The following is a 22,511-nucleotide window of genomic DNA, read 5'->3' as shown; positions in this document are numbered from 1 at the left end:
ATGCGAATATTTGTCTACGGCAGTTTACGAACCAAGCAAGGCAACAGTCACTGGATGACCAATGCCCTGTTGCTTGGGAATTACAATATCGAAAACTACCAGTTGTACAGCCTGGGCCACTATCCAGGCGCGGTTCCCGGCGAAGGAACAGTACACGGTGAAGTTTATCGTATTGATAACGCGACACTTGCTGAACTTGATGCCTTGCGCACCAGGGGCGGTGAATACGCGCGCCAGTTGATCCAGACGCCGTACGGAAGTGCGTGGATGTACGTCTACCAGCGTCCGGTCGAAGGGTTAACGCGGATTGTAAGCGGTAACTGGTTAGACAGAGACCAGTACTGAAAAAACAACGCCACCGTGAGGTGGCGTTGTTTTTTGTGCCTCTTGCCGGGGGCGTAGCGCACCCGGGAGAAACTCTCCAGCCACAAAAAAGCCCCGACCAGCGGGGCTTTATCGATGTGCGGTAAGAATTACTTCTTAGCAGCGCGTTCGAAAGAGGCGATGATTTCTGCTTTCGCCGCTTCTGCGTTGTCCCAGCCGTCAACTTTAACCCACTTGCCTTTTTCGAGGTCTTTGTAGTGCTCGAAGAAGTGAGTGATCTGCGCTTTCAGCAGTTCTGGCAGGTCGTTCACATCTTTGATGTGATCGTACTCTTTGCTCAGCTTGGTGTGCGGTACCGCAACCAGTTTCGCATCTTCGCCGGATTCGTCGGTCATTTTCAGCACGCCAACTGGGCGGCAGCGAATGACTGCGCCTGGCTGCAGTGGGTATGGCGTTGGTACCAGCACGTCAACCGGGTCACCGTCCAGAGACAGGGTGTGGTTGATGTAACCGTAGTTGCATGGGTAGAACATCGCGGTAGACATGAAACGGTCTACAAACAGCGCACCGCTCTCTTTGTCCACTTCGTATTTGATAGGATCTGCGTTAGCCGGGATTTCGATAACAACGTAGATGTCTTCTGGCAGTTCTTTACCCGCAGGGACGTTGAGTAAGCTCATGTCTGTGTCCTTTAAAATGGATGGTAAACAAGTGGCAGGTATTATAGCCAACTGGCGCTGAATGTCTCCGCCTGTTTTCGTCTTCTCACCGCGTTCGTCTCACTTTTCAGACCGATTCCATGGCAGAAAAATCCATAAACTCAGCCGCATTTTTCATGGAGAAATGAAAGCGATTACAAACTTGTGATTAACGTTTTATTCACTTTTCTGAAGTGTGATGTAACGCAATTCGTTACATATTTCATTGGCTATAGTCATTTCGCAGAACATCTTTTAACCAACAATAACTCACCCTACGAGGACGTTCATATGTGGAAGCGCTTACTTCTTGTCACAGCAGTTTCGGCAGCCATGTCGTCTATGGCGATGGCCGCACCTTTAACCGTAGGATTTTCGCAGGTCGGCTCTGAATCAGGCTGGCGTGCGGCAGAAACCAACGTTGCGAAAAGCGAGGCCCAGAAACGCGGCATCATGCTGAAGATCGCCGATGGTCAGCAAAAACAGGAAAACCAGATTAAAGCCGTGCGTTCGTTTATTGCGCAGGGTGTGGATGCCATCTTTATTGCGCCCGTTGTGGCCACCGGCTGGGAGCCTGTCCTGAAGGAAGCGAAAGATGCTGAGATCCCAGTCTTCCTGCTCGATCGTTCCATCGATGTAAAAGACAAATCTCTCTATATGACCACCGTGACCGCCAACAACGTTCTTGAAGGGCAATTAATTGGTGACTGGCTGGTGAAACAGGTGGATGGCAAGCCGTGTAACGTCGTTGAGCTGCAAGGTACGGTCGGCGCGAGCGTGGCCATCGACCGTAAGAAGGGGTTTGCTGAGGCCATCTCCAAAGCGCCAAACATTAAAATTATCCGTTCTCAGTCCGGCGACTTTACCCGCAGTAAAGGTAAAGAGGTCATGGAGAGCTTTATCAAGGCTGAAAACAACGGCAAGAACATCTGCATGGTTTACGCCCACAACGATGACATGGTGATCGGGGCGATTCAGGCCATTAAAGAAGCGGGCCTGAAACCGGGCAAAGATATTCTCACCGGCTCTATCGACGGCGTGCCGGACATCTACAAAGCGATGATCGACGGCGAAGCCAACGCCAGCGTGGAGCTCACGCCAAACATGGCCGGTCCGGCATTCGATGCGCTGGAGAAATTCAAGAAAGACGGCACGATGCCTGAGAAGGTGACGGTCACCAAATCCACCCTCTACCTGCCGGATACCGCGAAAGAAGAGTTAGAGAAGAAGAAAAATATGGGCTACTAAGCTCAGCCCCCTCACCCTAGCCCTCTCCCCGGAGGGGAGAGGGAAAAGGGCAGTTTGGGCAGAAAATTAAAGACTGGCACGAATAGTCCCCTCTCCCCTCCGGGGAGAGGGGCAGGGTGAGGGGGAAAACCATGACCACTGAACAACACCAGGAAATCCTCCGCACAGAGGGCTTGAGTAAATTCTTCCCCGGCGTAAAAGCGCTGGATAACGTTGATTTTAGCCTGCGACGCGGCGAGATCATGGCGTTGCTGGGCGAGAACGGTGCGGGGAAATCGACGCTGATTAAAGCCCTGACCGGGGTTTATCACGCGGATCGCGGCACCATCTGGCTGGAAGGTAACGCCATATCACCCAAAAATACCGCCCATGCGCAGCAGCTGGGGATCGGGACGGTGTACCAGGAGGTGAACCTGCTGCCGAACATGTCGGTCGCGGATAACCTGTTTATTGGCCGGGAGCCACGACGCTTTGGCCTGCTGCGCCGCAAGGAGATGGAAGCGCGGGCGACAAAACTGATGGCGTCTTACGGCTTCTCTCTCGACGTACGCGAGCCGCTGAACCGTTTTTCCGTCGCCATGCAGCAGATTGTCGCCATTTGTCGCGCTATCGACCTCTCGGCAAAAGTGCTGATCCTTGATGAGCCCACCGCCAGCCTCGATACCCAGGAAGTGGAGATGCTCTTTACCCTGATGCGCCAGCTGCGCAATCAGGGCGTGAGCCTGATCTTCGTCACCCATTTCCTCGATCAGGTGTATGAGGTGAGCGATCGCATTACGGTACTGCGCAACGGCAGTTTTGTCGGCTGCCGCGACACCCGCGAGCTGCCGCAGATTGAACTGGTCAAAATGATGCTCGGCCGCGAGCTGGAGTCCAATGCGCTCCAGCGTGCCGGCCGTACGCTGCTGAGTGAGAAACCGGTCGCCGCGTTCAGTGATTTCGGCAAGAAAGGGGTGATCTCGCCGTTTAACCTGGAGGTGCGCCCCGGTGAAATTGTCGGTCTGGCGGGCCTGTTAGGCTCGGGCCGTACCGAAACCGCCGAGGTGATCTTCGGGATCAAGCCTGCAGACAGCGGCACCGCGCTGATCAAAGGTAAACCGCAAACCCTGCGCTCGCCACATCAGGCCTCCTGTCTGGGTGTGGGCTTCTGCCCGGAAGACAGAAAAACGGATGGCATTATTGCCGCCGCCTCGGTGCGGGAAAATATCATTCTGGCCTTACAGGCGCAGCGCGGCTGGCTGCGGCCGATCCCACGGAAAGAGCAAAACGCCATTGCCGAGCGCTTTATTCGCCAGCTCGGTATCCGTACCCCGAGCGCAGAACAGCCGATAGAGTTCCTCTCCGGGGGCAACCAGCAGAAGGTACTGCTTTCCCGCTGGCTGCTGACCAAACCTCAGTTCCTGATCCTCGATGAACCGACCCGCGGCATTGACGTGGGGGCGCACGCCGAAATTATCCGCCTTATTGAAACCCTGTGCGCGGACGGGCTGGCGCTGCTGGTCATCTCGTCTGAACTGGAGGAGCTGGTGGGCTATGCCGATCGCGTCATCATCATGCGCGATCGCAAGCAGGTGGCAGAGATCCCGCTGGATAAACTGTCCGTTCCGGCAATCATGAATGCCATCGCGGCGTAAGGAGTGAATCGTGATGTCTCGTTCGCTTTCGCAAACTGGCGAAACAAAACGCCGCTTCAACTGGCCGACCGGCACGCCGCAAATCGCCGCGCTGCTGGTGGTGTTGCTGGTCGATAGCCTGGTCGCACCGCATTTCTTCCAGATAATCGTGCAGGATGGCCGCCTGTTCGGCAGCCCGATCGATATTTTAAACCGCGCCGCGCCGGTGGCGCTGCTCGCCATTGGTATGACGCTGGTGATCGCCACCGGCGGGATCGACCTTTCTGTTGGCGCGGTGATGGCCATTGCCGGGGCGACGGCAGCCTCAATGACCGTGGCCGGGCACAGCCTGCCGGTGGTGCTGCTGGCGGCGTTGGGCACCGGCGTGCTGGCCGGACTGTGGAACGGCATTCTGGTGGCGGTGCTCAAAATCCAGCCGTTTGTTGCCACGCTGATTTTGATGGTGGCCGGGCGCGGTGTCGCACAGCTCATCACCTCGGGGCAGATTGTTACCTTCAACTCGCCGAACCTGGCGTGGCTCGGGAGCGGCAAGCTGCTCTTCTTCCCCACGCCGGTGATCATTGCGCTGGTGACGCTGGTGGTGTTCTGGATCTTTACCCGCAAAACGGCGCTGGGCATGTTCATTGAAGCGGTCGGGATCAACATTCGTGCGGCACGCAACGCCGGAGTCAATACGCGGCTGATGGTGATGCTCACGTACGTATTGAGCGGCGTGTGTGCCGCCATCGCCGGGGTGATCGTCGCGGCAGATATTCGTGGGGCTGATGCCAACAACGCCGGGTTATGGCTGGAGCTGGATGCGATCCTGGCGGTGGTTATTGGCGGCGGATCGCTGATGGGCGGGCGCTTTAACCTGCTGCTCTCGGTAATTGGTGCGCTGATTATTCAGGGGATGAACACCGGGATCCTGCTTTCCGGGTTCCAGCCGGAACTCAACCAGGTGGTGAAAGCGGTGGTCGTGCTCTGCGTGCTGATCGTCCAGTCACCGCGCTTTGTCAGCATCATTAAGGGGATCCGTGGCCATGATAAAACGTAATTTACCGTTAATGATCACGCTGGGCGTGTTTGTGCTGGGCTATCTCTACTGCCTGACCCAGTTCCCGGGGTTCGCCTCGATGCGTGTGATTTGTAACATACTGACGGACAACGCCTTTTTAGGCATCATCGCGGTCGGCATGACCTTTGTGATCCTCTCCGGGGGGATTGATCTCTCCGTCGGATCGGTGATCGCCTTTACCGGTGTGTTCCTTGCCAAAGCGATCGGTTTCTGGGGCATCTCGCCGCTGGTGGCGTTTCCGCTGGTGCTGGTGATGGGCTGTGCGTTTGGTGCCTTTATGGGGCTTCTGATTGACGCGCTCAAGATCCCGGCCTTTATCATTACGCTTGCCGGAATGTTCTTCCTGCGCGGCGTGAGTTATCTGGTGTCTGAGGAGTCGATCCCGATTAACCATCCGGTGTACGACACGCTCTCCAGCCTGGCGTGGAAAATCCCCGGCGGGGGCCGCCTGAGCGCGATGGGGCTGCTGATGCTGGGCGTGGTGGTCATTGGTATCTTCCTTGCCCATCGCACCCGGTTTGGTAATCAGGTCTACGCTATTGGCGGCAACGCGACCTCGGCCAACCTGATGGGGATCTCCACCCGTAGCACCACCATCCGCATCTATATGCTCTCCACCGGGCTGGCGACGCTGGCGGGGATTGTCTTCTCCATTTACACCCAGGCGGGTTACGCGCTGGCCGGGGTTGGCGTTGAACTGGATGCGATTGCCTCTGTGGTGATTGGCGGCACGCTGCTCAGCGGCGGGGTGGGGACGGTGCTGGGAACACTGTTTGGCGTGGCAATCCAGGGGCTGATCCAGACCTATATCAACTTTGACGGCACGCTCAGCTCCTGGTGGACGAAAATCGCCATCGGCATTTTACTGTTTATTTTTATTGCCCTGCAGCGCGGTCTGACGGTGCTCTGGGAGAACCGCCAGAGCTCGCCTGTTACCCGCGTGAACACATCAGTAACAGAGCGATAACATGCTGAATTTGCTTAAAGTCTAAACATTTTCCGGTAGCGGCCGATACTCTTTTTTTATGCCCAGAAATATCTCGCTACCGGAAATAACATCATGCTTAAAACGCTATCGATTCGTACCGGCTTGCTCTCTTTACTGGCCGTTATGACCCTTCTGCTGCTGATTGTCAGCGGCATTGGCATTTATGCCCTCACACAGAGTTCTTCGTCACTTCAGCGCATCAACCACCTTCAGGGTGAGCAGATGGTGCAGCTCAATTCTGGCTATACGATGATCCTTCGTGCGCGCAACGAGGCGGGCCAGGCTGTCAGAATGATGGAAATTGGTCTGCTGGACGATGCCGCGAAATCGGTGAAAAGCATTAATCAGGAGATCGCCCTGGCGCAAAAAACGCTGAAAGGCGTGATCGACGCAGGCGTGGCCGATCCCCAGGGACAGCAGTTGCTGGATAAGGTGGCGGCCAGTCTGGCGGCCTATAACCAACAGGGGATCAACCCAATGCTGAAAGCGCTGAACGAACAGAGCGCAGACAGCTATTACGATCTGCTGGAGAGTAAGCTCATTCCGGTAGCAAAGCAGTTTGATAACGATATGCAGGCGTTCCAGATGTGGAGCGACGCGCGCGGGAAAGCGGAAGTCAGCGCCGTGCAGTCGAGCAAAACGCGGGTTCTGATCCTGATCGTTGTCGCGGCGCTGCTGACGGCAGGCATCATTGTGCTGGCCTGGCTGGTGCTGCGCCACATGCTGCTCAAGCCGCTCTCGGCGTCGATTGCGCAGCTGGAAAACGTCGCCGCGGGGGATTTAACCCACACGCTGAATGCCCCGGCGAGCCAGGAGTTCAACCGTCTGAACGCCGCCATCGAAGGCATGCGCCAGTCGCTGATGCACTCGGTGCTGCGGGTCCGCGATGCCAGCTCGCAAATTGATACCGGCAGCCGCGAGCTGACGGCGGGAAACAGGGATCTTGCCGAGCGCACGGAGTCCACCGCGACCTCGCTGGAGCAGACCGCCGCCAGCATGGAAGAGATCACCGCCACGGTGAAACTCAACGCGGATAACGCCGAGCAGGCGCACCAGCTGGCGAAATCTGTCTCGGATACTGCCGATCACGGCAGCGAAATGGTCTGCTATGTGATTGAGAAAATGCGCGATATCTCCGGCAGTTCGGCGCGGATTGCCGACATTCTGAGCGTTATTGACGGTATTGCCTTCCAGACCAACATTCTGGCGCTGAACGCCTCCGTGGAAGCGGCGCGTGCGGGCGAGCAGGGGCGCGGTTTTGCCGTCGTTGCGGGCGAGGTGCGCAATCTTGCCAGCCGCAGCGCCGATGCGGCAAAAGAGATCCGTTCACTTATCAGCGACTCGCAGACCCACGTTAATGAGGGCAGCGAGCTGGCGCAGCAGGCGGGCGAAACGATGGATGAGATCGCAACCGAAGTGCTGCGCATGACCAAACTGATGCGCGAAATTGCTACCGCGTCTCAGGAACAGAGCCGCGGCATTGAACAGGTGAATATTGCGGTAAATCAGATGGATGAAACCGCGCAGCAGAATGCGGCGCTGGTACAGCAATCCTCTGCCGCGACGCGCTCGCTGGAAGAGCAGTCGCGCCAGCTGATGGAAGCCATGTCATCATTTAAACTGACGACGCAGAGTGTCGCATAATATTCCCCGACCCTGGTACATTCTGTACCAGGGTATTATTCTCGGACGAATTAATCGCGCTAATATTATCGTGAATATTACCGAGTAATATTTCCAGCTGGTGGGTTAAGGTTAACGCTTTTTCCGTCGGTTCAAGATATAACCCTTTACGGATAAATAGCGGTTCAGCAAAAAGCTGGCTAAAGCGCTTCAACGCCAGGCTCACGGCCGGGCGTGACATCTCCAGCCGGACAGAGGCCTTCGCCATGCTGCCGCAGCGGACCACTTCAATAAAGACAGGAATAAGATTCAAATCGATGCCGGTATTGGCACGGGAATAATTTTTCGTCACGGGTACGCTCCAGGAAATATCTGTCAAACTGTTATGGAAATAATGCAGGAGCGAATCTGAATATTAAAGCGCGTTTTTTATAAACACTTATACAGTAAATTATATAAATGTATTGGGGAGCCAGAGCGGCTCCCCGGGAGAGGGATTACGCGTCCGGATACTCACGGATAAAACGTTCAACGTCTTCAACCATATGGTTGTTGCCGACGAAGAAGGAACGACGCTGGTGCAGACTTTCTGGCACGATGTCCAGAATGCGCTCTTTACCATCGCTCGCCTTGCCGCCCGCCTGTTCCGCCAGGAACGCCATCGGGTTGCATTCATACAGCAGACGCAGCTTCCCGTCCGGGTGGCTGGCGGTGCTTGGGTAGAGGTAAATGCCGCCTTTCAGCAGGTTACGGTGGAAATCCGCAACCAGGGAACCGATATAGCGGGAGGTGTAAGGGCGCTGCGTCGCTTTATCTTCTTCCTGGCAGAATTTAATGTACTTCTTCACGCCAGTCGGGAACTTGATGTAGTTACCTTCGTTGATGGAGTAGGTGTTTCCCTTCTCCGGGAAGCGCATACGTTCCTGACACAGGCAGAATACGCCCAGCGACGGATCGTAAGTAAAGGCATGAACGCCACAGCCGGTGGTGTAGACCAGCATGGTGGAGGAGCCATACACGACATAACCGGCAGCAACCTGCTGACTGCCAGGCTGCAGGAAATCTTCTTCTGTCACCGGCGTGCCAACAGGCGTGACGCGGCGGTAGATGGAGAAAATGGTACCGACAGAAACGTTAACGTCGATGTTGGAGGAGCCGTCCAGCGGATCCATCAGAACAACGTATTTCGCGTGTTCACACCCTTCGAATACGACAATTTCATCTTCTTCTTCAGAGGCGATACCCGCAACGATGTCGCGCGCGCGCAGTGCAGCTTTCAGTTTTTCATTTGCGAACAGATCGAGTTTCTGCTGAACCTCGCCCTGAACGTTCTCGGCACCGCTGGCACCCAGGATATCGACCAGACCGGCCTTGTTGATATCACGGTGGATGATCTTAGCGCCCAGCTTTATTGCCGACAGCAAAGCAGTGAGTTCACCGGTAGCATGAGAGAACTCGTGCTGCTTTTCGACAATAAATTCACCTAACGTTTTCATAACACTTTCCCTGCATCTTTGTGAGTAGAGCGATTGTATGTTCACTAAAACGACTAATGCCCAACAATCTTAACAAATATTCAAATAGTAGCGCAGAGGTGAATCGCGCCAGCAATATACGGATTTACCTGAAATGCGTTTCACACCCGCTAACATGTGAGTAAAATGTGCGCCACATTGAAGAAGGATAGTGACGTATGCGCATTCATATATTGGGGATTTGTGGCACTTTCATGGGCGGACTGGCAATGCTGGCGCGCTCGCTGGGCCATGAAGTGACAGGTTCGGACGCCAATGTGTATCCGCCGATGAGCACGCTCCTGGAAAAACAGGGCATCTCTCTGATTCAGGGTTATGATGCCAGCCAGCTGGATCCCGCGCCGGATCTGGTGATCATTGGCAACGCCATGACGCGAGGTAATCCGTGCGTTGAGGCGGTACTGGAACGCAATATTCCGTTCATGTCTGGCCCACAGTGGCTGCATGATTTCGTCCTGCGCGACCGTTGGGTTGTTGCCGTGGCCGGTACGCACGGCAAAACCACCACCGCCGGTATGGCGACCTGGATCCTTGAAGCCTGTGGTTACAAGCCGGGCTTTGTGATCGGTGGTGTTCCGGGCAATTTCGACGTGTCTGCGCGTCTGGGGGAGAGCCCGTTCTTTGTGATCGAAGCCGATGAGTACGACTGTGCGTTCTTCGACAAGCGCTCCAAGTTTGTACACTACTGCCCGCGCACGCTGATCCTCAACAACCTTGAGTTCGATCATGCGGATATCTTTGACGATCTGAAAGCCATTCAGAAACAGTTCCACCACCTGGTGCGCATCGTTCCGGGTCAGGGCCGTATCATCCTGCCGGAGAACGACATCAATCTTAAGCAGACCATGGCGATGGGCTGCTGGAGCGAGCAAGAGCTGGTGGGTGAGCAGGGCCACTGGCAGGCGAAAAAACTCAACGTGGATGCCTCGGAGTGGGAAGTGTGGCTCGACGGCGAGAAAGTGGGTGAGGTGAAGTGGGGCCTGGTTGGCGAACACAACATGCACAACGGCCTGATGGCAATCGCTGCCGCACGCCATGTGGGTGTTCAGCCTGCGGATGCGGCGAATGCACTGGGTTCGTTTATCAATGCCCGTCGCCGTCTGGAGCTGCGCGGTGAAGCCCACGGCGTGACGGTGTATGACGATTTCGCGCACCACCCAACTGCTATTCTGGCGACGCTTGCAGCGTTACGCGGCAAGGTCGGCGGTACCGCGCGCATTCTGGCGGTGCTGGAGCCACGCTCTAACACCATGAAAATGGGCATCTGCAAAGACGATCTCGCGCCATCCTTAGGACGTGCCGACGAAGTCTTCCTGCTGCAGCCGCAGCATATTCCGTGGCAGGTAGCTGAAGTGGCCGATGCCTGCATTCAGCCTGCGCACTGGAGTGCGGATGTTGATGCTCTGGCGGATATGGTGGTGAAAGCCGCTCAGCCGGGTGACCATATTCTGGTGATGAGTAACGGCGGTTTTGGTGGGATCCATCAGAAGCTGCTGGACGGTCTGGCGAAAAAGGCTGAGGCCGCAGAGTAAAAAAAAGCCCGGTGGCGCTAGCGCTTACCGGGCCTACATTACTCTTCTCCCTCTCCCCTATGGGGAGAGGGCTGGGGTGAGGGGGGAACAGGCGGTTCGATATTACTCTTCGTTCTCAGACAGCTCGCGCAGATACTGGAAAATCAGACGCGCGGACTTCGGCGGCTTATTCCCTTCTTTCTCTTTCTTCGCGTTGCGGATCAATGAACGCAGCTGCTGGCGGTCGGCATCCGGCCACAGGTTCAATACTTCCGGTACCGCATCATCACCCTGTTCAATCAGACGGTCGCGGATCTGCTCCAGCTTGTGGAACAGCGCAACCTGCTGGTTGTGGCGGTTTTTCAGTTTATCCAGCGCCTGGCGGATCGGATCGACGTCGCGCTGACGCAGCATTTTACCGATAAGCTGAAGCTGGCGACGACGGCCTTCTTTTTTGATTTTCTGTGCCAGTTCAATGGCATCACGCAGATCCTGGTCGAGCGGGATCTTATCCAGCGCGTTTTTACCCAGTTCCACCATTTCTGCGCCAAGCTGTTTTAACTCTTCGGCGTCGCGTTTAATTTCACTTTTACTGACCCAGATGATCTCATCATCTTCGTCTTCGATGTCATCACCGGGAACGTCGTCGAGCCAGTCTTCGGGCTGCTTAGTCATGTCAGGCTCCTTAAAAAAAGAGGCTAATGTTACCAGTTAAGACGCGCACTGAAAAACGGTTCTCTGTTAGACTTCAGTTAACTCTCTCTTACAGTATGGCATTTGCGATGAAAGTAACCTCACAAGTTGAAGCGCAGCGTAAGATTCTGGAAGAAGCTGTCTCCACCGCGCTGACGCTCGCTTCAGGTAAATCAGATGGCGCCGAAGTGGCGGTCAGCAAAACCACCGGCATTAGCGTGAGCACCCGCTATGGCGAAGTGGAGAATGTAGAATTTAACAGCGATGGCGCACTGGGGATCACGGTGTATCACCAGAACCGCAAAGGCAGCGCGTCGTCTACCGATCTCAGCCCCGATGCCATTGCCCGTACCGTGCAGGCGGCGCTGGATATTGCGCGTTACACCTCACCGGATCCTTATGCAGGCGTTGCGGATAAAGATCTGCTGGCCTTTGATGCCCCGGATCTCGATCTTTTCCACCCGGCGGAAGTTACCCCGGACGAAGCCATTGAGCTGGCCGCACGTGCCGAACAGGCGTCTTTGCAGGCGGATAAACGCATCACCAATACCGAAGGCGGCAGCTTCAACAGCCACTACGGCATCAAAGTCTTCGGCAACTCGCATGGCATGCTGCAGGGCTACTGCTCAACCCGTCACTCGCTCTCAAGCTGCGTGATCGCCGAAGAAAACGGCGATATGGAGCGGGATTATGCTTACACCATCGGCCGCGCGCTGGGGGATTTACAGTCCCCTGAGTGGGTGGGCAAAGCGTGTGCTGAACGCACGCTGTCTCGCCTGTCACCGCGTAAGCTCTCCACCATGAAAGCCCCGGTCATTTTTGCCAATGAAGTAGCGACCGGCCTGTTTGGCCATCTGGTGGGCGCTATCGCGGGCGGCTCAGTTTACCGTAAATCGACCTTCCTGCTCGACTCGCTGGGCAAACAGATCCTGCCGGAATGGCTGACCATTGAAGAGCACCCGCACCTGCTTAAAGGGCTGGCCTCCACGCCGTTCGACAGCGAAGGCGTGCGCACGGAACGCCGCGATATCGTTAAAGACGGTATTCTGACCCAGTGGCTGCTGACCAACTACTCCGCGCGCAAGCTGGGGCTGAAAAGCACCGGACATGCGGGGGGCATCCATAACTGGCGCATTGCCGGACAGGGCCTGAACTTCGAGCAGATGCTGAAAGAGATGGGCACCGGCCTGGTGGTGACAGAACTGATGGGCCAGGGCGTGAGCGGCATTACCGGAGACTACTCTCGCGGTGCGGCAGGCTTCTGGGTCGAAAACGGCGAGATTCAGTATCCGGTGAGCGAAATTACCATCGCCGGCAACCTGAAGGACATGTGGCGCAATATCGTTACGGTCGGTAACGATATTGAAACACGTAGCAATATACAGTGTGGTTCTGTATTACTGCCGGAAATGAAAATTGCCGGCCAGTAATACCCGAAAAGCGTTTTAATAATAAAAAAGGAAGTGAGCAATGCGTAAACACCTGTTAGCGATCGTCGCGGCTTCAACGCTGGTTCTTGGCTCTTCTGCGTTTGCTGCCGATCTCGAAGACAACATGGACATCCTCAGTCAAAACCTGAAGGTCGTTCAGAAAACGGACAATGCGGCAGAAATGAAAAGCGCATTGACCAAAATGCGTGAAGCGGCGCTGGACGCGCAAAAAGCGACGCCGCCAAAGCTGGAAAGCAAAGCGGCAGACAGCGCAGAGATGAAGGACTATCGCCACGGCTTTGACGTGCTGGTCGGTCAGATTGACGGCGCGCTGAAACTCGCTAACGAAGGCAAAGTGAAGGAAGCCCAGGCGGCAGCCGACCAGTTTGTCGCGACGCGTAACACGTATCACAAAAAGTATCGTTAATTGGGTGCCTGAGCTGTACGTCCTTTCCCGTATGCGGGGGCGCAGTTAGCGCCCCCGCATCTTTGCTCCCTACTGGCCGGAGCGACACTCCATCCGCGCTGTCACTTCAAGCGAGCCGTTTCGAAAACGGATCTCGCACAGTGTTTTCCTCGTCACCAGCGTTAAGATGATTATTGTCAAAGCAATAATCATCAAAACCCGGATAATTGGGGATTGGCGTTTCATGGATGCCTCCTTGCTTTAAAGCGGGCGAGGTAGCGAACTCCACGGTCCGACGTGTCGTTTCGAGCCCCCGCCCTGATTTTTTATCAGGCGGGGCTTTCCACTTTCCGTCCCATGCCTGAGACGGTCAGTCTCAAGCACCCGCCGCCACTCTAGCGAATCCCCATAAGAAAACCTTATCCACGTCACATTTCTACGAGTCGGCTCGTAATCTTTTCCGCTTCGCTCTTCCCATATTTGCCGTCAGATAACGTGATATTCATCACGCAAATACAGCGATTTATCCAGATTCAGCCTATTTATGTGGCACAGATCACTGCTGCGGCTCGCCTTTCCACTTCGAAGTGGAAAACAACTCGCTACAAACCCGCCATCGCCAACGTTAGTTTTATTCCAGAGCCATTAACGGGGTAAGACCAGTGAGTAACGGAGCGGTAATGAACGACGTTGGGGATCAGGCGGAGCAAACAGAAAAGCTCGCGAACACCATGCTACAGCAGGTTTATGCCCTGCTGGCCCGGCACAACATCATCCCCAATGCAGTACAGGAACAGATGCTCACCTCCCATGTCCGCGCGATGGCGCACCGGTCCGTGACCGGCGAGCCGCTGCCGGAAGTGGAGGCAGAGCTGTTCGACGAAATTTCACCGGATTCAATGCGGCTCGCCCGTGAAGTGGTAGCGCAGTTTGGCAACCTTCCTGATGAAGAAGCCTGGCTGCTCTCCGTTCACTTTGAAGTCGCGAAAGACAACCTTTAAGGAGCAACACATGGAACAGATTACAGTCGTGATTGGCGATCGCCTGGGTAAAGGCCAGAAAGTGGCTGCCGGTGTGGAAAAAGCGGGTGGACGTGCGGTTGTCGTGCCGGGTATGGCGGCAGATATGAAACTCGGCGACGTCATGAAAGCGGAAAACGCCACCTTCGGCATCTCCTTCTGCGGCAGCGGCGGCGCGGGTGCCATCACGGCGCAAACCAAATATGGCTACAAAGCGAAATACGGCATGCGCTCCGTGGATGAGGGGGTGACCGCCATCAACGAAGGCTGCAACGTGCTGGGCTTTGGCTTTATGGATAAAGAAGAGCTGGGCGAGCGTCTGGTGCAGGCGTGGCAGAAGAAGCACGGCGCATAAGCATGAAAGAACAGTTCACAACCACGGTGAGAGTGAAGGGGAAGGGCGACGCCAAAGCGCGCGCCTTTGCCGACGCACTCAACCACGTTCAGGCCGCGGTGATGAAAGCCTCACCGCATATCTTACTGCGTATTGAGCCACAGGATGTGCAGGTCGTTCAGGCGCAAGAAGCGGTGCGTAAAGAAGCGTTTCTGTTCTTCTTTTTGCGCCGGGAAAGACGCACCTACAGCGTGGAGCTGGATGTGACCGTCAACGTGACCGCCATCAATCTCGACCAGGTGGATTTCGTCACGCAACGCTGATTATTCATAAAAGGGCAGACTGATGTTCTTAATTATATTAATAAAATCGCTCATCATTGGCGGCCTGGTAGGCGTCGGTGTTGGAGCCGGGGCTGCACGCATGTTTCATGCGCCTACCACTCAGGGTATGGGCGCGTTTCGTACGTTGGGGGAACTGAACTCCTGCGAAGGGGATCCGGCTTCTCACTTCTCCTTTGGGTTAGGCTTCTTCTTTAACGCCTGGGCCTCTTCCGTGGCCGCAGGTGCCTTCACACAGGACGTAGACCACCGCATCATCCCAAACTGGGGTGCTGCAGCCTTGATGATCAAAAACCGTAACGTCGGCGAAACGCTGCACGATCCCCGCAAGATGGCGATTGCCTGCGGCATCATCGGCATGATTGTTGTCACCTTCCTTAACCTCACTGCCTCGTCTGTTCCGGCCGCACTGCAGGTCACCGCCGTGAAGGTGCTGGTACCGGCGGCAAACCTGCTGGTGAACACCGTGATGCCGGTGATCTTCTGGCTGGCGGCCATCGACGCGGGTAAAAAATCCGGCTTCTGGGCCACCATCTTCGGCGGCGCGGCGCAGCTGATTATGGGTAACGCCGTACCGGGCCTGGTACTGGGGATCCTGATCGGTAAAGGCGTGGAAGAGAGCGGCTGGAACCACGTCACCAAAGTGATGATGGCGGCCATCGTTCTGCTCTTCGTGCTGAGCGGCTTCTTCCGCGGCTTCGACATGAAGATGATTGAATCCTTCCATCTGACCGTGCCGAACTGGCTCGACATGATCCACAACTCGCTCAGCGGTAAATAACAGGAGCCTCTACATGGAACAGAATAAAGGTTTTTGGTATGCCGACTGGTCGTTCCCGATCTTCGTTGGCCTGCTCTCCTCCGGCGTGTTTGCCGGGACGCACATGTACTACCTCTACGGCATCGGCGCGTTTAACGAAGTGGCCTTCGTGGCGATGCTGAAGGCGGGAATTGATACCGGTGTATACGGCGCAGTGGCGGCGTTCGGCGCAAGCTTCCTGTTCGCCCGTATTATCGAAGGATCGCTGGTAGGGATCCTCGACATCGGCGGGGCTATCCAGACCGGCGTGGGTCTGGGTGTGCCAGCACTGCTGCTGGGCGCGGGGATCATGTTCCCGGTGACCAACTTCATTGCCTCGCTGATTACCGGCCTGGTGATTGGTCTGGCGATCGGCTACGTCATCATCCTGGCGCGTAAGTTCACCATCAACCAGAGCAACTCCACCTACGGGGCGGACGTGATGATGGGCGCGGGCAATGCCTCCGGTCGTTTTCTGGGGCCGTTGATTATCCTCAGCGCCATGACCGCTTCTATTCCGATTGGCGTCGGTTCGCTGCTGGGCGCGCTGCTGTTCTACATCTGGCAGAAGCCGATCACCGGCGGTGCCATCCTTGGCGCCATGATTTTAGGCTGGTTGTTCCCGGTCGCCCTTTAATACCTGCGGGCGCGCTGGCGCCCGCCTTATCAGGAGAACCCCATGTTTGATTTACTCCTGCGCCGTGCGCGCCTTAGCGACGATACCCTGACCGATATCGCCATTCTGGACGGGAAAATTGCCGCAACAGGCGACATAGACGCTCCCGCCCGCAAAACGGTGGAGCTGAACGGTGACGTATTCGTCAGCGCAGGCTGGATCGACTCCCACGTCCACTGCTACCCGAATTCCCCTATTTACCACGACGAACCGGACAGCGTGGGTATTGCCACTGGCGTCACCACCGTGGTGGATGCGGGCAGTACCGGTGCCGACGACGTGGACGATTTCTACGAAATCACCCGCAAAGCCTCAACCGAGGTCTTTGCCCTGCTGAATATCTCCCGCGTGGGGCTGATTGCCCAGAACGAGCTGGCCAATATGGCGAATATTGATGCCGATGCCGTGAAGCAGGCGGTGAAACGGCATCCTGATTTTATCGTCGGGCTGAAAGCGCGCATGAGCAGCAGCGTGGTGGGTGAAAACGGTATTACGCCGCTGGAGCGCGCGAAAGCCATTCAGAAAGAGAACGGCGACCTGCCGCTGATGGTACACATCGGCAATAACCCGCCGAATCTGGATGAAATTGCCGAGCTGCTGAGCTCGGGCGACATCATTACCCACTGCTACAACGGCAAGCCAAACCGCATTCTGACGCCCTCCGGCGAGCTGCGCGCCTCCATTACCTCTGCCCTGAAACGCGGTGTGCGGCTGGACGTAGGCCACGGTACGGCGAGCTTCAGCTTTGAAGTGGCGAAACGCGCTATCGCGATGGGCATTCTGCCGCACACCATCAGCTCGGATATCTACTGCCGCAACCGCATCAACGGCCCGGTGGGCTCGCTTTCGAGCGTGATGTCGAAATTCCTCGCCATCGGCATGTCATTGCTGCAGGTGATTGACTGCGTCACCGCCAACGCCGCCGACGGCCTGCGCCTGACGCGCAAAGGGCGTATCGAACCCGGCCTCGACGCCGACCTGACGCTGTTCACCCTTAAACGTCAGCCGACGGTGCTGACGGATGCTGAAAACGACAGCCTGCAGGCTGAACACATTCTGGTGCCGCTTGCCGCGATCCGCGCGGGCAAGGGCTACATGACCGAACAAGGGAGCACGGAACATGCCTTCGATTTATGAGAAGTACCACTTAAAACAGGTTATCAACACCTCCGGCCGCATGACGGCGCTGGGTGTCTCCACGCCACGCCCGGAAGTGGTGCAGGCGGCGATGGACGGCATGAATCACTATTTCGAGATGAAAGATCTGGTCAATAAAACCGGGGAATACATCGCGAAGCTGCTGGACGTGGAAGGCGCGACGGTGGTCTCCTGCGCATCCGCGGGCATCGCCCAGTCCGTGGCGGCGGTGCTGGTGAAAGACAGCAACTGGCTGCTGGAAAACCTGCACGTTACCCAAATTGAGAACAACGAAATCGTGCTGCCGAAAGGCCACAATGTTAACTTTGGCGCGCCGGTGGGCACCATGGTGGCGCTGGGCGGCGGCAAGCTGGTGGAAGCGGGCTACGCTAATGAATGCTCAGCCGATCAGCTGGCGGCGGCCATCACCCCGCGCACCGCGGCAATCCTTTACATCAAATCGCACCACTGCGTGCAGAAAAGCATGCTCAGCGTTGAGCAGGCAGCGGTCGTGGCGCGCAAACACGATCTGCCCCTGATCGTCGATGCCGCAGCGGAAGAAGATCTGCATACCTATTACCGCTCCGGCGCCGATCTGGTGATCTACAGCGGCGCGAAAGCGATCGAAGGGCCCACCAGCGGCCTGGTGATCGGCAAGACCCAGTACGTTGAGTGGGTGAAGCGCCAGACGGCGGGCATTGGCCGCGCCATGAAGGTGGGTAAAGAGGGGATCCTCGGCCTGACCTGCGCCATCGAACACTACCTGACGGCGACTAAAGAGAGCGGGGCGGAGATGGTGGCGAAGATGACGCCGTTTATCGACGCGCTCAACACCCTGAATGGCGTTACCGCGCGCGTGGTCTGGGACAGCGCCGGTCGCGATATCGCGCGTACCGAGATTAAGTTTGACGAAGCCGTAACCGGCATCGGCACCGGCGAGCTGGTGAATGCCCTGAAGCAGGGGGAATACGCCATTTATTTCCGCGGCTACAAGGCCAACGAAGGGATTATCGAAGCGGACGTGCGCAGCGTGAACGCTGACCAGCTGAACATTGTGTACCGCCGCATAAGCGAAGTGTTAGGACAGGAGAAAAAGGCATGAAACTGACCCCCAATTTTTACCGTGACCGCGTCTGCCTGAACGTGCTGGCAGGCTCAAAAGCGAACGCCAGCGCCATTTACGAGGCGGCGGAAGGTCATGTGCTGGTGGGCGTGCTCTCCAAAAATTACCCGGACGTGGCCAGTGCGGTTGCTGATATGCGCGAGTACGCGGCGCTGATTGATAACGCGCTCTCGGTAGGCCTGGGGGCGGGTGACCCGAACCAGTCGGCGATGGTGAGCGAAATCTCCCGTCAGGTGCAGCCGCAGCACGTTAACCAGGTTTTCACCGGTGTAGCCACCAGCCGTGCGCTGCTGGGGCAGAATGAATCGGTGGTCAACGGTCTGGTCTCCCCGACCGGTACCGTCGGGATGGTAAAAATCTCCACCGGCCCGCTGAGCAGCGCGGCACCGGACGGCATTGTGCCGGTTGAAACGGCGATCGCCCTGCTGAAAGACTTTGGCGGCAGTTCAGTCAAATACTTCCCGATGGGCGGCCTGAAGTGCCGTGACGAATACCAGGCCGTGGCGGAAGCCTGCGCCCGTCACGACTTCTGGCTGGAGCCGACCGGGGGTATCGATCTGGAAAACTACGAGGCGATCCTGCAGATCGCCCTGGACGCGGGCGTGAGCAAAATCATTCCGCATATTTATAGTTCGATTATCGACAAAGCCAGCGGCGATACGCGTCCGGAAGATGTGCGTACGCTGCTTGCGATGACGAAGAAGCTGGTGAAGTAAAACAAAACCTTACCCCTCACCCCAGCCCTCTCCCCAAAGGGGAGAGGGTGTAATCGTCCCCTCTCCCCTTTGGGGAGAGGGTTAGGGTGAGGGGGGAACACACCGCATAACCCCAAAGGAGCCATCATGCACACCCGTACCCTGCTTGTCGCTTCACTCTCTTTACTGGCTAACGCCGCTATCGCCCAGCCGCAGTACGCCTGGGTGGGCACCTATAACCCCAACGGGGAAGGGCTGTACCGCTTTACCGTCGACCCGAACACCGGTGCGCTCGGCGATAAAACGCTGGTGAGTCAGCTGCCGAACGCCGCGCAGCTGGCCGTCTCGCACGATGGCAAAACGCTGTATCTGGCAAGCGAAGTGGAGCAGGGCGTGGTGCAGGCGCTGCGGATAGATGATAACGGCGAGCTGAGCGAGCTGAATCAGGTCTCCTCCGGCGGTGCGGGGCCGGTGTATCTTTCGCTCACGCCGAACGGTCAGCATCTGCTGGTGGCGAACTACGTAAGCGGATCGATCGCAGTGCTGCCGATCAAAGCCGATGGCAGCCTGGGTGACGCCACGGATCGGCACCAGGATCAGGGTGAGCCAGGCGCTGCGAAACCGGAGGCGGCAGCAGAAGGCAGTTTTGCCATCAGCGATCATAATGGCCCCCATGCGCACATGATCGCCGCCGATCCGAGCGGGAAATATGTGTTTTCCACCGATCTGGGGCTGGATCGCATCTATCAGTACCGCTTTGACGATCGAGCCGGCAAGCTGACGCCGAACGATCCGCCGTTTATCAGCGCCTCCTCAAAAGGGGCCGGGCCGCGGCACTTTGTCTTTACGCCGAAGGGGGATGCGCTGTGGCTGATTAACGAAGAGGCGTCTACGCTCACCCATTATACGCTGGACAGCAACGGCAGGCTGAAAGAGGGCAAAACGCTCTCCGCGCTGCCAGAAGGTTACAAAGGCACCAGTTTTGCGGCCGGACTGGCGCTGAGTGCAGATGGTAAACAGCTGTACGTGGCTAACCGTTTGCATAACAGCATCGGGCACTTTACCGTAACAGCGGAGGGCACGCTGACGCATCAGGACGATGTCTGGACGCGTGGCGACTACCCGCGCACCCTGACGCTCGATAAACAGGGGCGCTGGCTTTACGTCATGAACCAGCGCAGCGACAACATTACCCGTTTCCGCGTCGGTCAGGACGGCAAGCTAAGCTTTGAGTCAGACTACACCCCGGTCGGCAGCCCATCCCAGATGGTCATTTCACCCTGAGCAGTAAGAGGACAACGACGTGCGATTTCCGAACCAACGTTTAGCGCAACTTTTCGATCTGTTGCAAAACGAGACGCTGCCGCAGGACGAGCTGGCGCAGCGGCTGTCGGTCTCCACGCGAACCGTCCGGGCGGATATTTCCGCCCTGAACGCGCTGCTGGCAAGCCACGGCGCGCAGTTTATTCTCAGTCGCGGCAATGGCTACCAGCTCAAAATTGACGATGCGGTACGTTATCAGCAGCTACAGGCTTCCCATCCGCGCGCGCTGCGCATTCCCCGTACCGGGCCGGAGCGCGTGCATTATCTGGTGGTGCGTTTTCTCACCTCGGCGTTTTCACTCAAGCTGGAAGACCTGGCCGACGAGTGGTTCGTCAGCCGCGCCACGCTGCAGAGCGATATGGCGGAGGTGCGGGAGTGGTTCCACCGCTACAACCTGACGCTGGAAACGCGTCCACGCCATGGCATGAAGCTGTTTGGCAGTGAGATGGCGACCCGCGCCTGTCTGACCGATCTGCTCTGGGAACTGGCCCAGCAGGACAGCCTGAACCCGCTGGTGACCGACGTGGCGCTCAATGCCGGAGTAGCAGAGCAGATGGTGCCCGTACTGCACGAGGCGCTGACGCGGCATCACATCCGCCTGACCGACGAAGGCGAGCTGTTCCTGCGACTCTACTGCGCGGTGTCGGTGCGCCGCATCAGCGAGGGGTACCCGCTGCCGGAATTCCATGCCGAAGATGTGGAAGAGAACGTGCGTGACGCGGCGAAAGATATCGCGGTGACCATCCAGCAACTGGCGGGCAAAGCGCTTTCCCCTTCGGAAGAGAGCTGGCTGTGCGTGCATATCGCCGCGCGGCAGATCCAGGATATCGCGCCGAGTGCCATCAATGCGGATGACGACGAAGCGCTGGTCAACTACATCCTGCGCTATATCAACACCCACTATAACTACAACCTGCTCAGCGACGAGCAGCTGCATGCGGATCTGCTTACCCATATCAAAACCATGATCACCCGCGTGCGGTATCAAATCATGATCCCGAATCCGCTGCTGGATAACATCAAGCAGCACTATCCGATGGCGTGGGATATGACGCTGGCGGCAGTCTCAAGCTGGGGCAAATACACGCCGTATGTGATCAGCGAAAACGAGATTGGCTTCCTGGTGCTGCATATTGGCGTCGGGCTGGAGCGCCACTATAACATTGGCTACCAGCGCCAGCCGCGCGTGCTGCTGGTGTGCGATGCCGGTAATGCCATGGTACGCATGATTGAGGCGGTGCTGCAGCGCAAATACCCGCAGATTGAGGTCACACGCACGCTTACGCTTCGCGAGTACGAGCAGACGGAATCCATTAGCGAAGACTTTGTGATCTCGACTGCCCGCGTCAGTGAAAAGTCTAAGCCGGTGGTGATGATCGCCCCGTTCCCGACGGACTACCAGCTGGAGCAGATCGGCAAGCTGGTGCTGGTGGACAGAACCCGTCCGTGGATGCTGGATAAATACTTCGACGCTGCGCATTTCCGTATTCTCAACGCCCCAGTGGACCAGCAAACGCTGTTCCGCGAGCTCTGCGTCCAGCTTGAAGAAGAGGGCTTTGTGGGGGCTGAGTTCCTCGACTCGGTCGTTGAACGTGAAGCCATCGTCAGCACCATGCTCGGCGACGGCATCGCGCTGCCGCACTCCCTTGGCCTGCTGGCGCAGAAAACGGTGGTCTATACCGTGCTCGCCCCGCACGGCGTCCAGTGGGGCGACGAAACCGCCCACGTCATCTTCCTGCTCGCCATCAGCAAAAGCGAATACGAAGAGGCGATGGCGATCTACGATATTTTCGTCACCTTCCTGCGCGAACGTGCGATGTCACAGCTGTGTAGCTGCGGAGATTTTGCCGAGTTTAAGGCGGTGGCGATGGAGAGTTTGAGCCGGTTTTGAGAGGCGTTATCCAGAATTCGATGTAA

Annotated in this window: 24 protein-coding genes; 19 read left to right on the top strand and 5 right to left on the bottom strand. The window is 56.9% G+C overall.

What is annotated here, in order from left to right:
• On the top strand, positions 1 to 345 hold the full coding sequence (locus tag M8370_RS13815; RefSeq protein WP_028027890.1) for a gamma-glutamylcyclotransferase family protein: 345 nt from the start codon (positions 1 to 3) through the stop codon (positions 343 to 345).
• A gap of 128 nt (positions 346 to 473) precedes the next feature.
• Here the strand turns inward: M8370_RS13815 and ppa are convergent, their stop codons facing one another.
• Complete coding sequence (gene ppa / locus M8370_RS13810) at positions 474 to 1,004, bottom strand: inorganic diphosphatase (protein ID WP_008501423.1); 531 nt, start codon at positions 1,002 to 1,004, stop codon at positions 474 to 476.
• Between the two features lie 309 nt (positions 1,005 to 1,313).
• Between ppa and ytfQ the strand changes: the two genes are divergently transcribed.
• The 5 genes from ytfQ (at position 1,314) to M8370_RS13785 (ending at position 7,593) form a co-directional block, all read left to right on the top strand.
• Positions 1,314 to 2,270, top strand: a complete 957-nt coding sequence (gene ytfQ / locus M8370_RS13805) for a galactofuranose ABC transporter substrate-binding protein YtfQ (RefSeq protein ID WP_250021200.1) — start codon at positions 1,314 to 1,316, stop codon at positions 2,268 to 2,270.
• A gap of 131 nt (positions 2,271 to 2,401) precedes the next feature.
• Positions 2,402 to 3,904, top strand: coding sequence for a galactofuranose ABC transporter, ATP-binding protein YtfR (gene ytfR / locus M8370_RS13800; RefSeq protein WP_038418554.1), 1,503 nt, complete (start codon positions 2,402 to 2,404; stop codon positions 3,902 to 3,904).
• A 10-nt stretch (positions 3,905 to 3,914) separates the two neighbouring features.
• Positions 3,915 to 4,940, top strand: a complete 1,026-nt coding sequence (gene ytfT / locus M8370_RS13795; RefSeq protein ID WP_161799150.1) for a galactofuranose ABC transporter, ATP-binding protein YtfT — start codon at positions 3,915 to 3,917, stop codon at positions 4,938 to 4,940.
• Positions 4,927 to 5,928, top strand: coding sequence for a galactofuranose ABC transporter, permease protein YjfF (yjfF, locus tag M8370_RS13790; protein WP_250021199.1), 1,002 nt, complete (start codon positions 4,927 to 4,929; stop codon positions 5,926 to 5,928). Before ytfT ends, yjfF begins: the two co-directional genes overlap by 14 nt.
• Positions 5,929 to 6,021: 93 nt before the next feature.
• Positions 6,022 to 7,593, top strand: coding sequence for a methyl-accepting chemotaxis protein (locus M8370_RS13785; protein ID WP_040020468.1), 1,572 nt, complete (start codon positions 6,022 to 6,024; stop codon positions 7,591 to 7,593).
• On the opposite strand, the gene M8370_RS13780 is transcribed toward M8370_RS13785, so the two are convergent.
• Both M8370_RS13780 and fbp read right to left on the bottom strand, forming a co-directional pair.
• Positions 7,565 to 7,924 (bottom strand): LysR family transcriptional regulator, encoded by a 360-nt coding sequence (locus tag M8370_RS13780; RefSeq protein WP_038418557.1) that lies wholly within the window; start codon positions 7,922 to 7,924, stop codon positions 7,565 to 7,567. The two genes, M8370_RS13785 and M8370_RS13780, sit on opposite strands and share 29 nt — an antisense overlap.
• A gap of 145 nt (positions 7,925 to 8,069) precedes the next feature.
• Positions 8,070 to 9,068: a class 1 fructose-bisphosphatase gene (gene fbp, locus M8370_RS13775; protein ID WP_013095345.1), complete on the bottom strand. Its 999-nt coding sequence runs from the start codon at positions 9,066 to 9,068 to the stop codon at positions 8,070 to 8,072.
• Positions 9,069 to 9,265: 197 nt separating this feature from the next.
• Here fbp and mpl point away from each other — a divergent pair, with 197 nt between their 5' ends.
• Positions 9,266 to 10,639, top strand: coding sequence for a UDP-N-acetylmuramate:L-alanyl-gamma-D-glutamyl-meso-diaminopimelate ligase (mpl, locus tag M8370_RS13770; RefSeq protein ID WP_013095346.1), 1,374 nt, complete (start codon positions 9,266 to 9,268; stop codon positions 10,637 to 10,639).
• Between the two features lie 102 nt (positions 10,640 to 10,741).
• On the opposite strand, the gene yjgA is transcribed toward mpl, so the two are convergent.
• Entirely contained in the window at positions 10,742 to 11,293 is a 552-nt protein-coding gene (gene yjgA, locus M8370_RS13765; protein ID WP_008501414.1) for a ribosome biogenesis factor YjgA, read from the bottom strand.
• Between the two features lie 95 nt (positions 11,294 to 11,388).
• Between yjgA and pmbA the strand changes: the two genes are divergently transcribed.
• Together pmbA and cybC are read left to right on the top strand one after the other, a co-directional pair.
• Complete coding sequence (pmbA, locus tag M8370_RS13760) at positions 11,389 to 12,741, top strand: metalloprotease PmbA (protein ID WP_032618803.1); 1,353 nt, start codon at positions 11,389 to 11,391, stop codon at positions 12,739 to 12,741.
• 40 nt (positions 12,742 to 12,781) lie between these two features.
• The gene (cybC, locus tag M8370_RS13755; protein ID WP_013095348.1) at positions 12,782 to 13,168 is read left to right on the top strand and encodes a cytochrome b562; all 387 of its coding nucleotides are present in this window, start codon (positions 12,782 to 12,784) and stop codon (positions 13,166 to 13,168) included.
• Positions 13,169 to 13,237: 69 nt separating this feature from the next.
• Here the strand turns inward: cybC and M8370_RS13750 are convergent, their stop codons facing one another.
• The gene (locus M8370_RS13750) at positions 13,238 to 13,360 is read right to left on the bottom strand and encodes a Hok/Gef family protein (protein ID WP_128569378.1); all 123 of its coding nucleotides are present in this window, start codon (positions 13,358 to 13,360) and stop codon (positions 13,238 to 13,240) included.
• Positions 13,361 to 13,809: 449 nt separating this feature from the next.
• On the opposite strand from M8370_RS13750, the gene M8370_RS13745 reads away from it, so the two are divergent.
• From M8370_RS13745 to M8370_RS13700, 10 genes are all read left to right on the top strand, one after another.
• Positions 13,810 to 14,148, top strand: a complete 339-nt coding sequence (locus M8370_RS13745) for a glycine dehydrogenase (protein ID WP_028027887.1) — start codon at positions 13,810 to 13,812, stop codon at positions 14,146 to 14,148.
• A 10-nt stretch (positions 14,149 to 14,158) separates the two neighbouring features.
• Entirely contained in the window at positions 14,159 to 14,521 is a 363-nt protein-coding gene (locus tag M8370_RS13740; protein ID WP_006179053.1) for an SFCGS family glycine-rich protein, read from the top strand.
• Positions 14,522 to 14,523: 2 nt separating this feature from the next.
• Positions 14,524 to 14,823, top strand: coding sequence for a DUF4312 family protein (locus tag M8370_RS13735; protein ID WP_006810338.1), 300 nt, complete (start codon positions 14,524 to 14,526; stop codon positions 14,821 to 14,823).
• A gap of 22 nt (positions 14,824 to 14,845) precedes the next feature.
• Entirely contained in the window at positions 14,846 to 15,622 is a 777-nt protein-coding gene (locus M8370_RS13730) for a DUF4311 domain-containing protein (RefSeq protein ID WP_006810337.1), read from the top strand.
• A 13-nt stretch (positions 15,623 to 15,635) separates the two neighbouring features.
• Positions 15,636 to 16,277 (top strand): DUF4310 family protein, encoded by a 642-nt coding sequence (locus tag M8370_RS13725; protein WP_013095350.1) that lies wholly within the window; start codon positions 15,636 to 15,638, stop codon positions 16,275 to 16,277.
• Between the two features lie 42 nt (positions 16,278 to 16,319).
• A complete protein-coding gene (locus M8370_RS13720) occupies positions 16,320 to 17,453 on the top strand; it encodes an amidohydrolase/deacetylase family metallohydrolase (RefSeq protein WP_250021198.1) in 1,134 nt (377 codons plus the stop codon).
• Entirely contained in the window at positions 17,437 to 18,555 is a 1,119-nt protein-coding gene (locus M8370_RS13715; protein WP_038418559.1) for a DgaE family pyridoxal phosphate-dependent ammonia lyase, read from the top strand. Before M8370_RS13720 ends, M8370_RS13715 begins: the two co-directional genes overlap by 17 nt.
• Positions 18,552 to 19,292 carry a 2-dehydro-3-deoxy-phosphogluconate aldolase gene (gene dagF / locus M8370_RS13710; protein ID WP_038418560.1) on the top strand — a complete coding sequence of 247 codons (741 nt, stop codon included), beginning with the start codon at positions 18,552 to 18,554 and terminating at the stop codon, positions 19,290 to 19,292. The genes M8370_RS13715 and dagF overlap by 4 nt, the downstream gene beginning before the upstream one ends.
• Before the next feature lie 126 nt (positions 19,293 to 19,418).
• On the top strand, positions 19,419 to 20,555 hold the full coding sequence (locus tag M8370_RS13705; protein ID WP_013095354.1) for a lactonase family protein: 1,137 nt from the start codon (positions 19,419 to 19,421) through the stop codon (positions 20,553 to 20,555).
• Between the two features lie 19 nt (positions 20,556 to 20,574).
• Entirely contained in the window at positions 20,575 to 22,485 is a 1,911-nt protein-coding gene (locus tag M8370_RS13700) for a BglG family transcription antiterminator (RefSeq protein ID WP_250021197.1), read from the top strand.
• The last annotated feature ends 26 nt before the right edge of the window (positions 22,486 to 22,511 follow it).

The organism is Enterobacter cloacae complex sp. OE43NF (genome assembly GCF_023544405.1).
Taxonomy (GTDB): Bacteria; Pseudomonadota; Gammaproteobacteria; order Enterobacterales; family Enterobacteriaceae; genus Enterobacter; species Enterobacter cloacae.
This window is presented reverse-complemented; position numbering and strand designations above follow the sequence as displayed.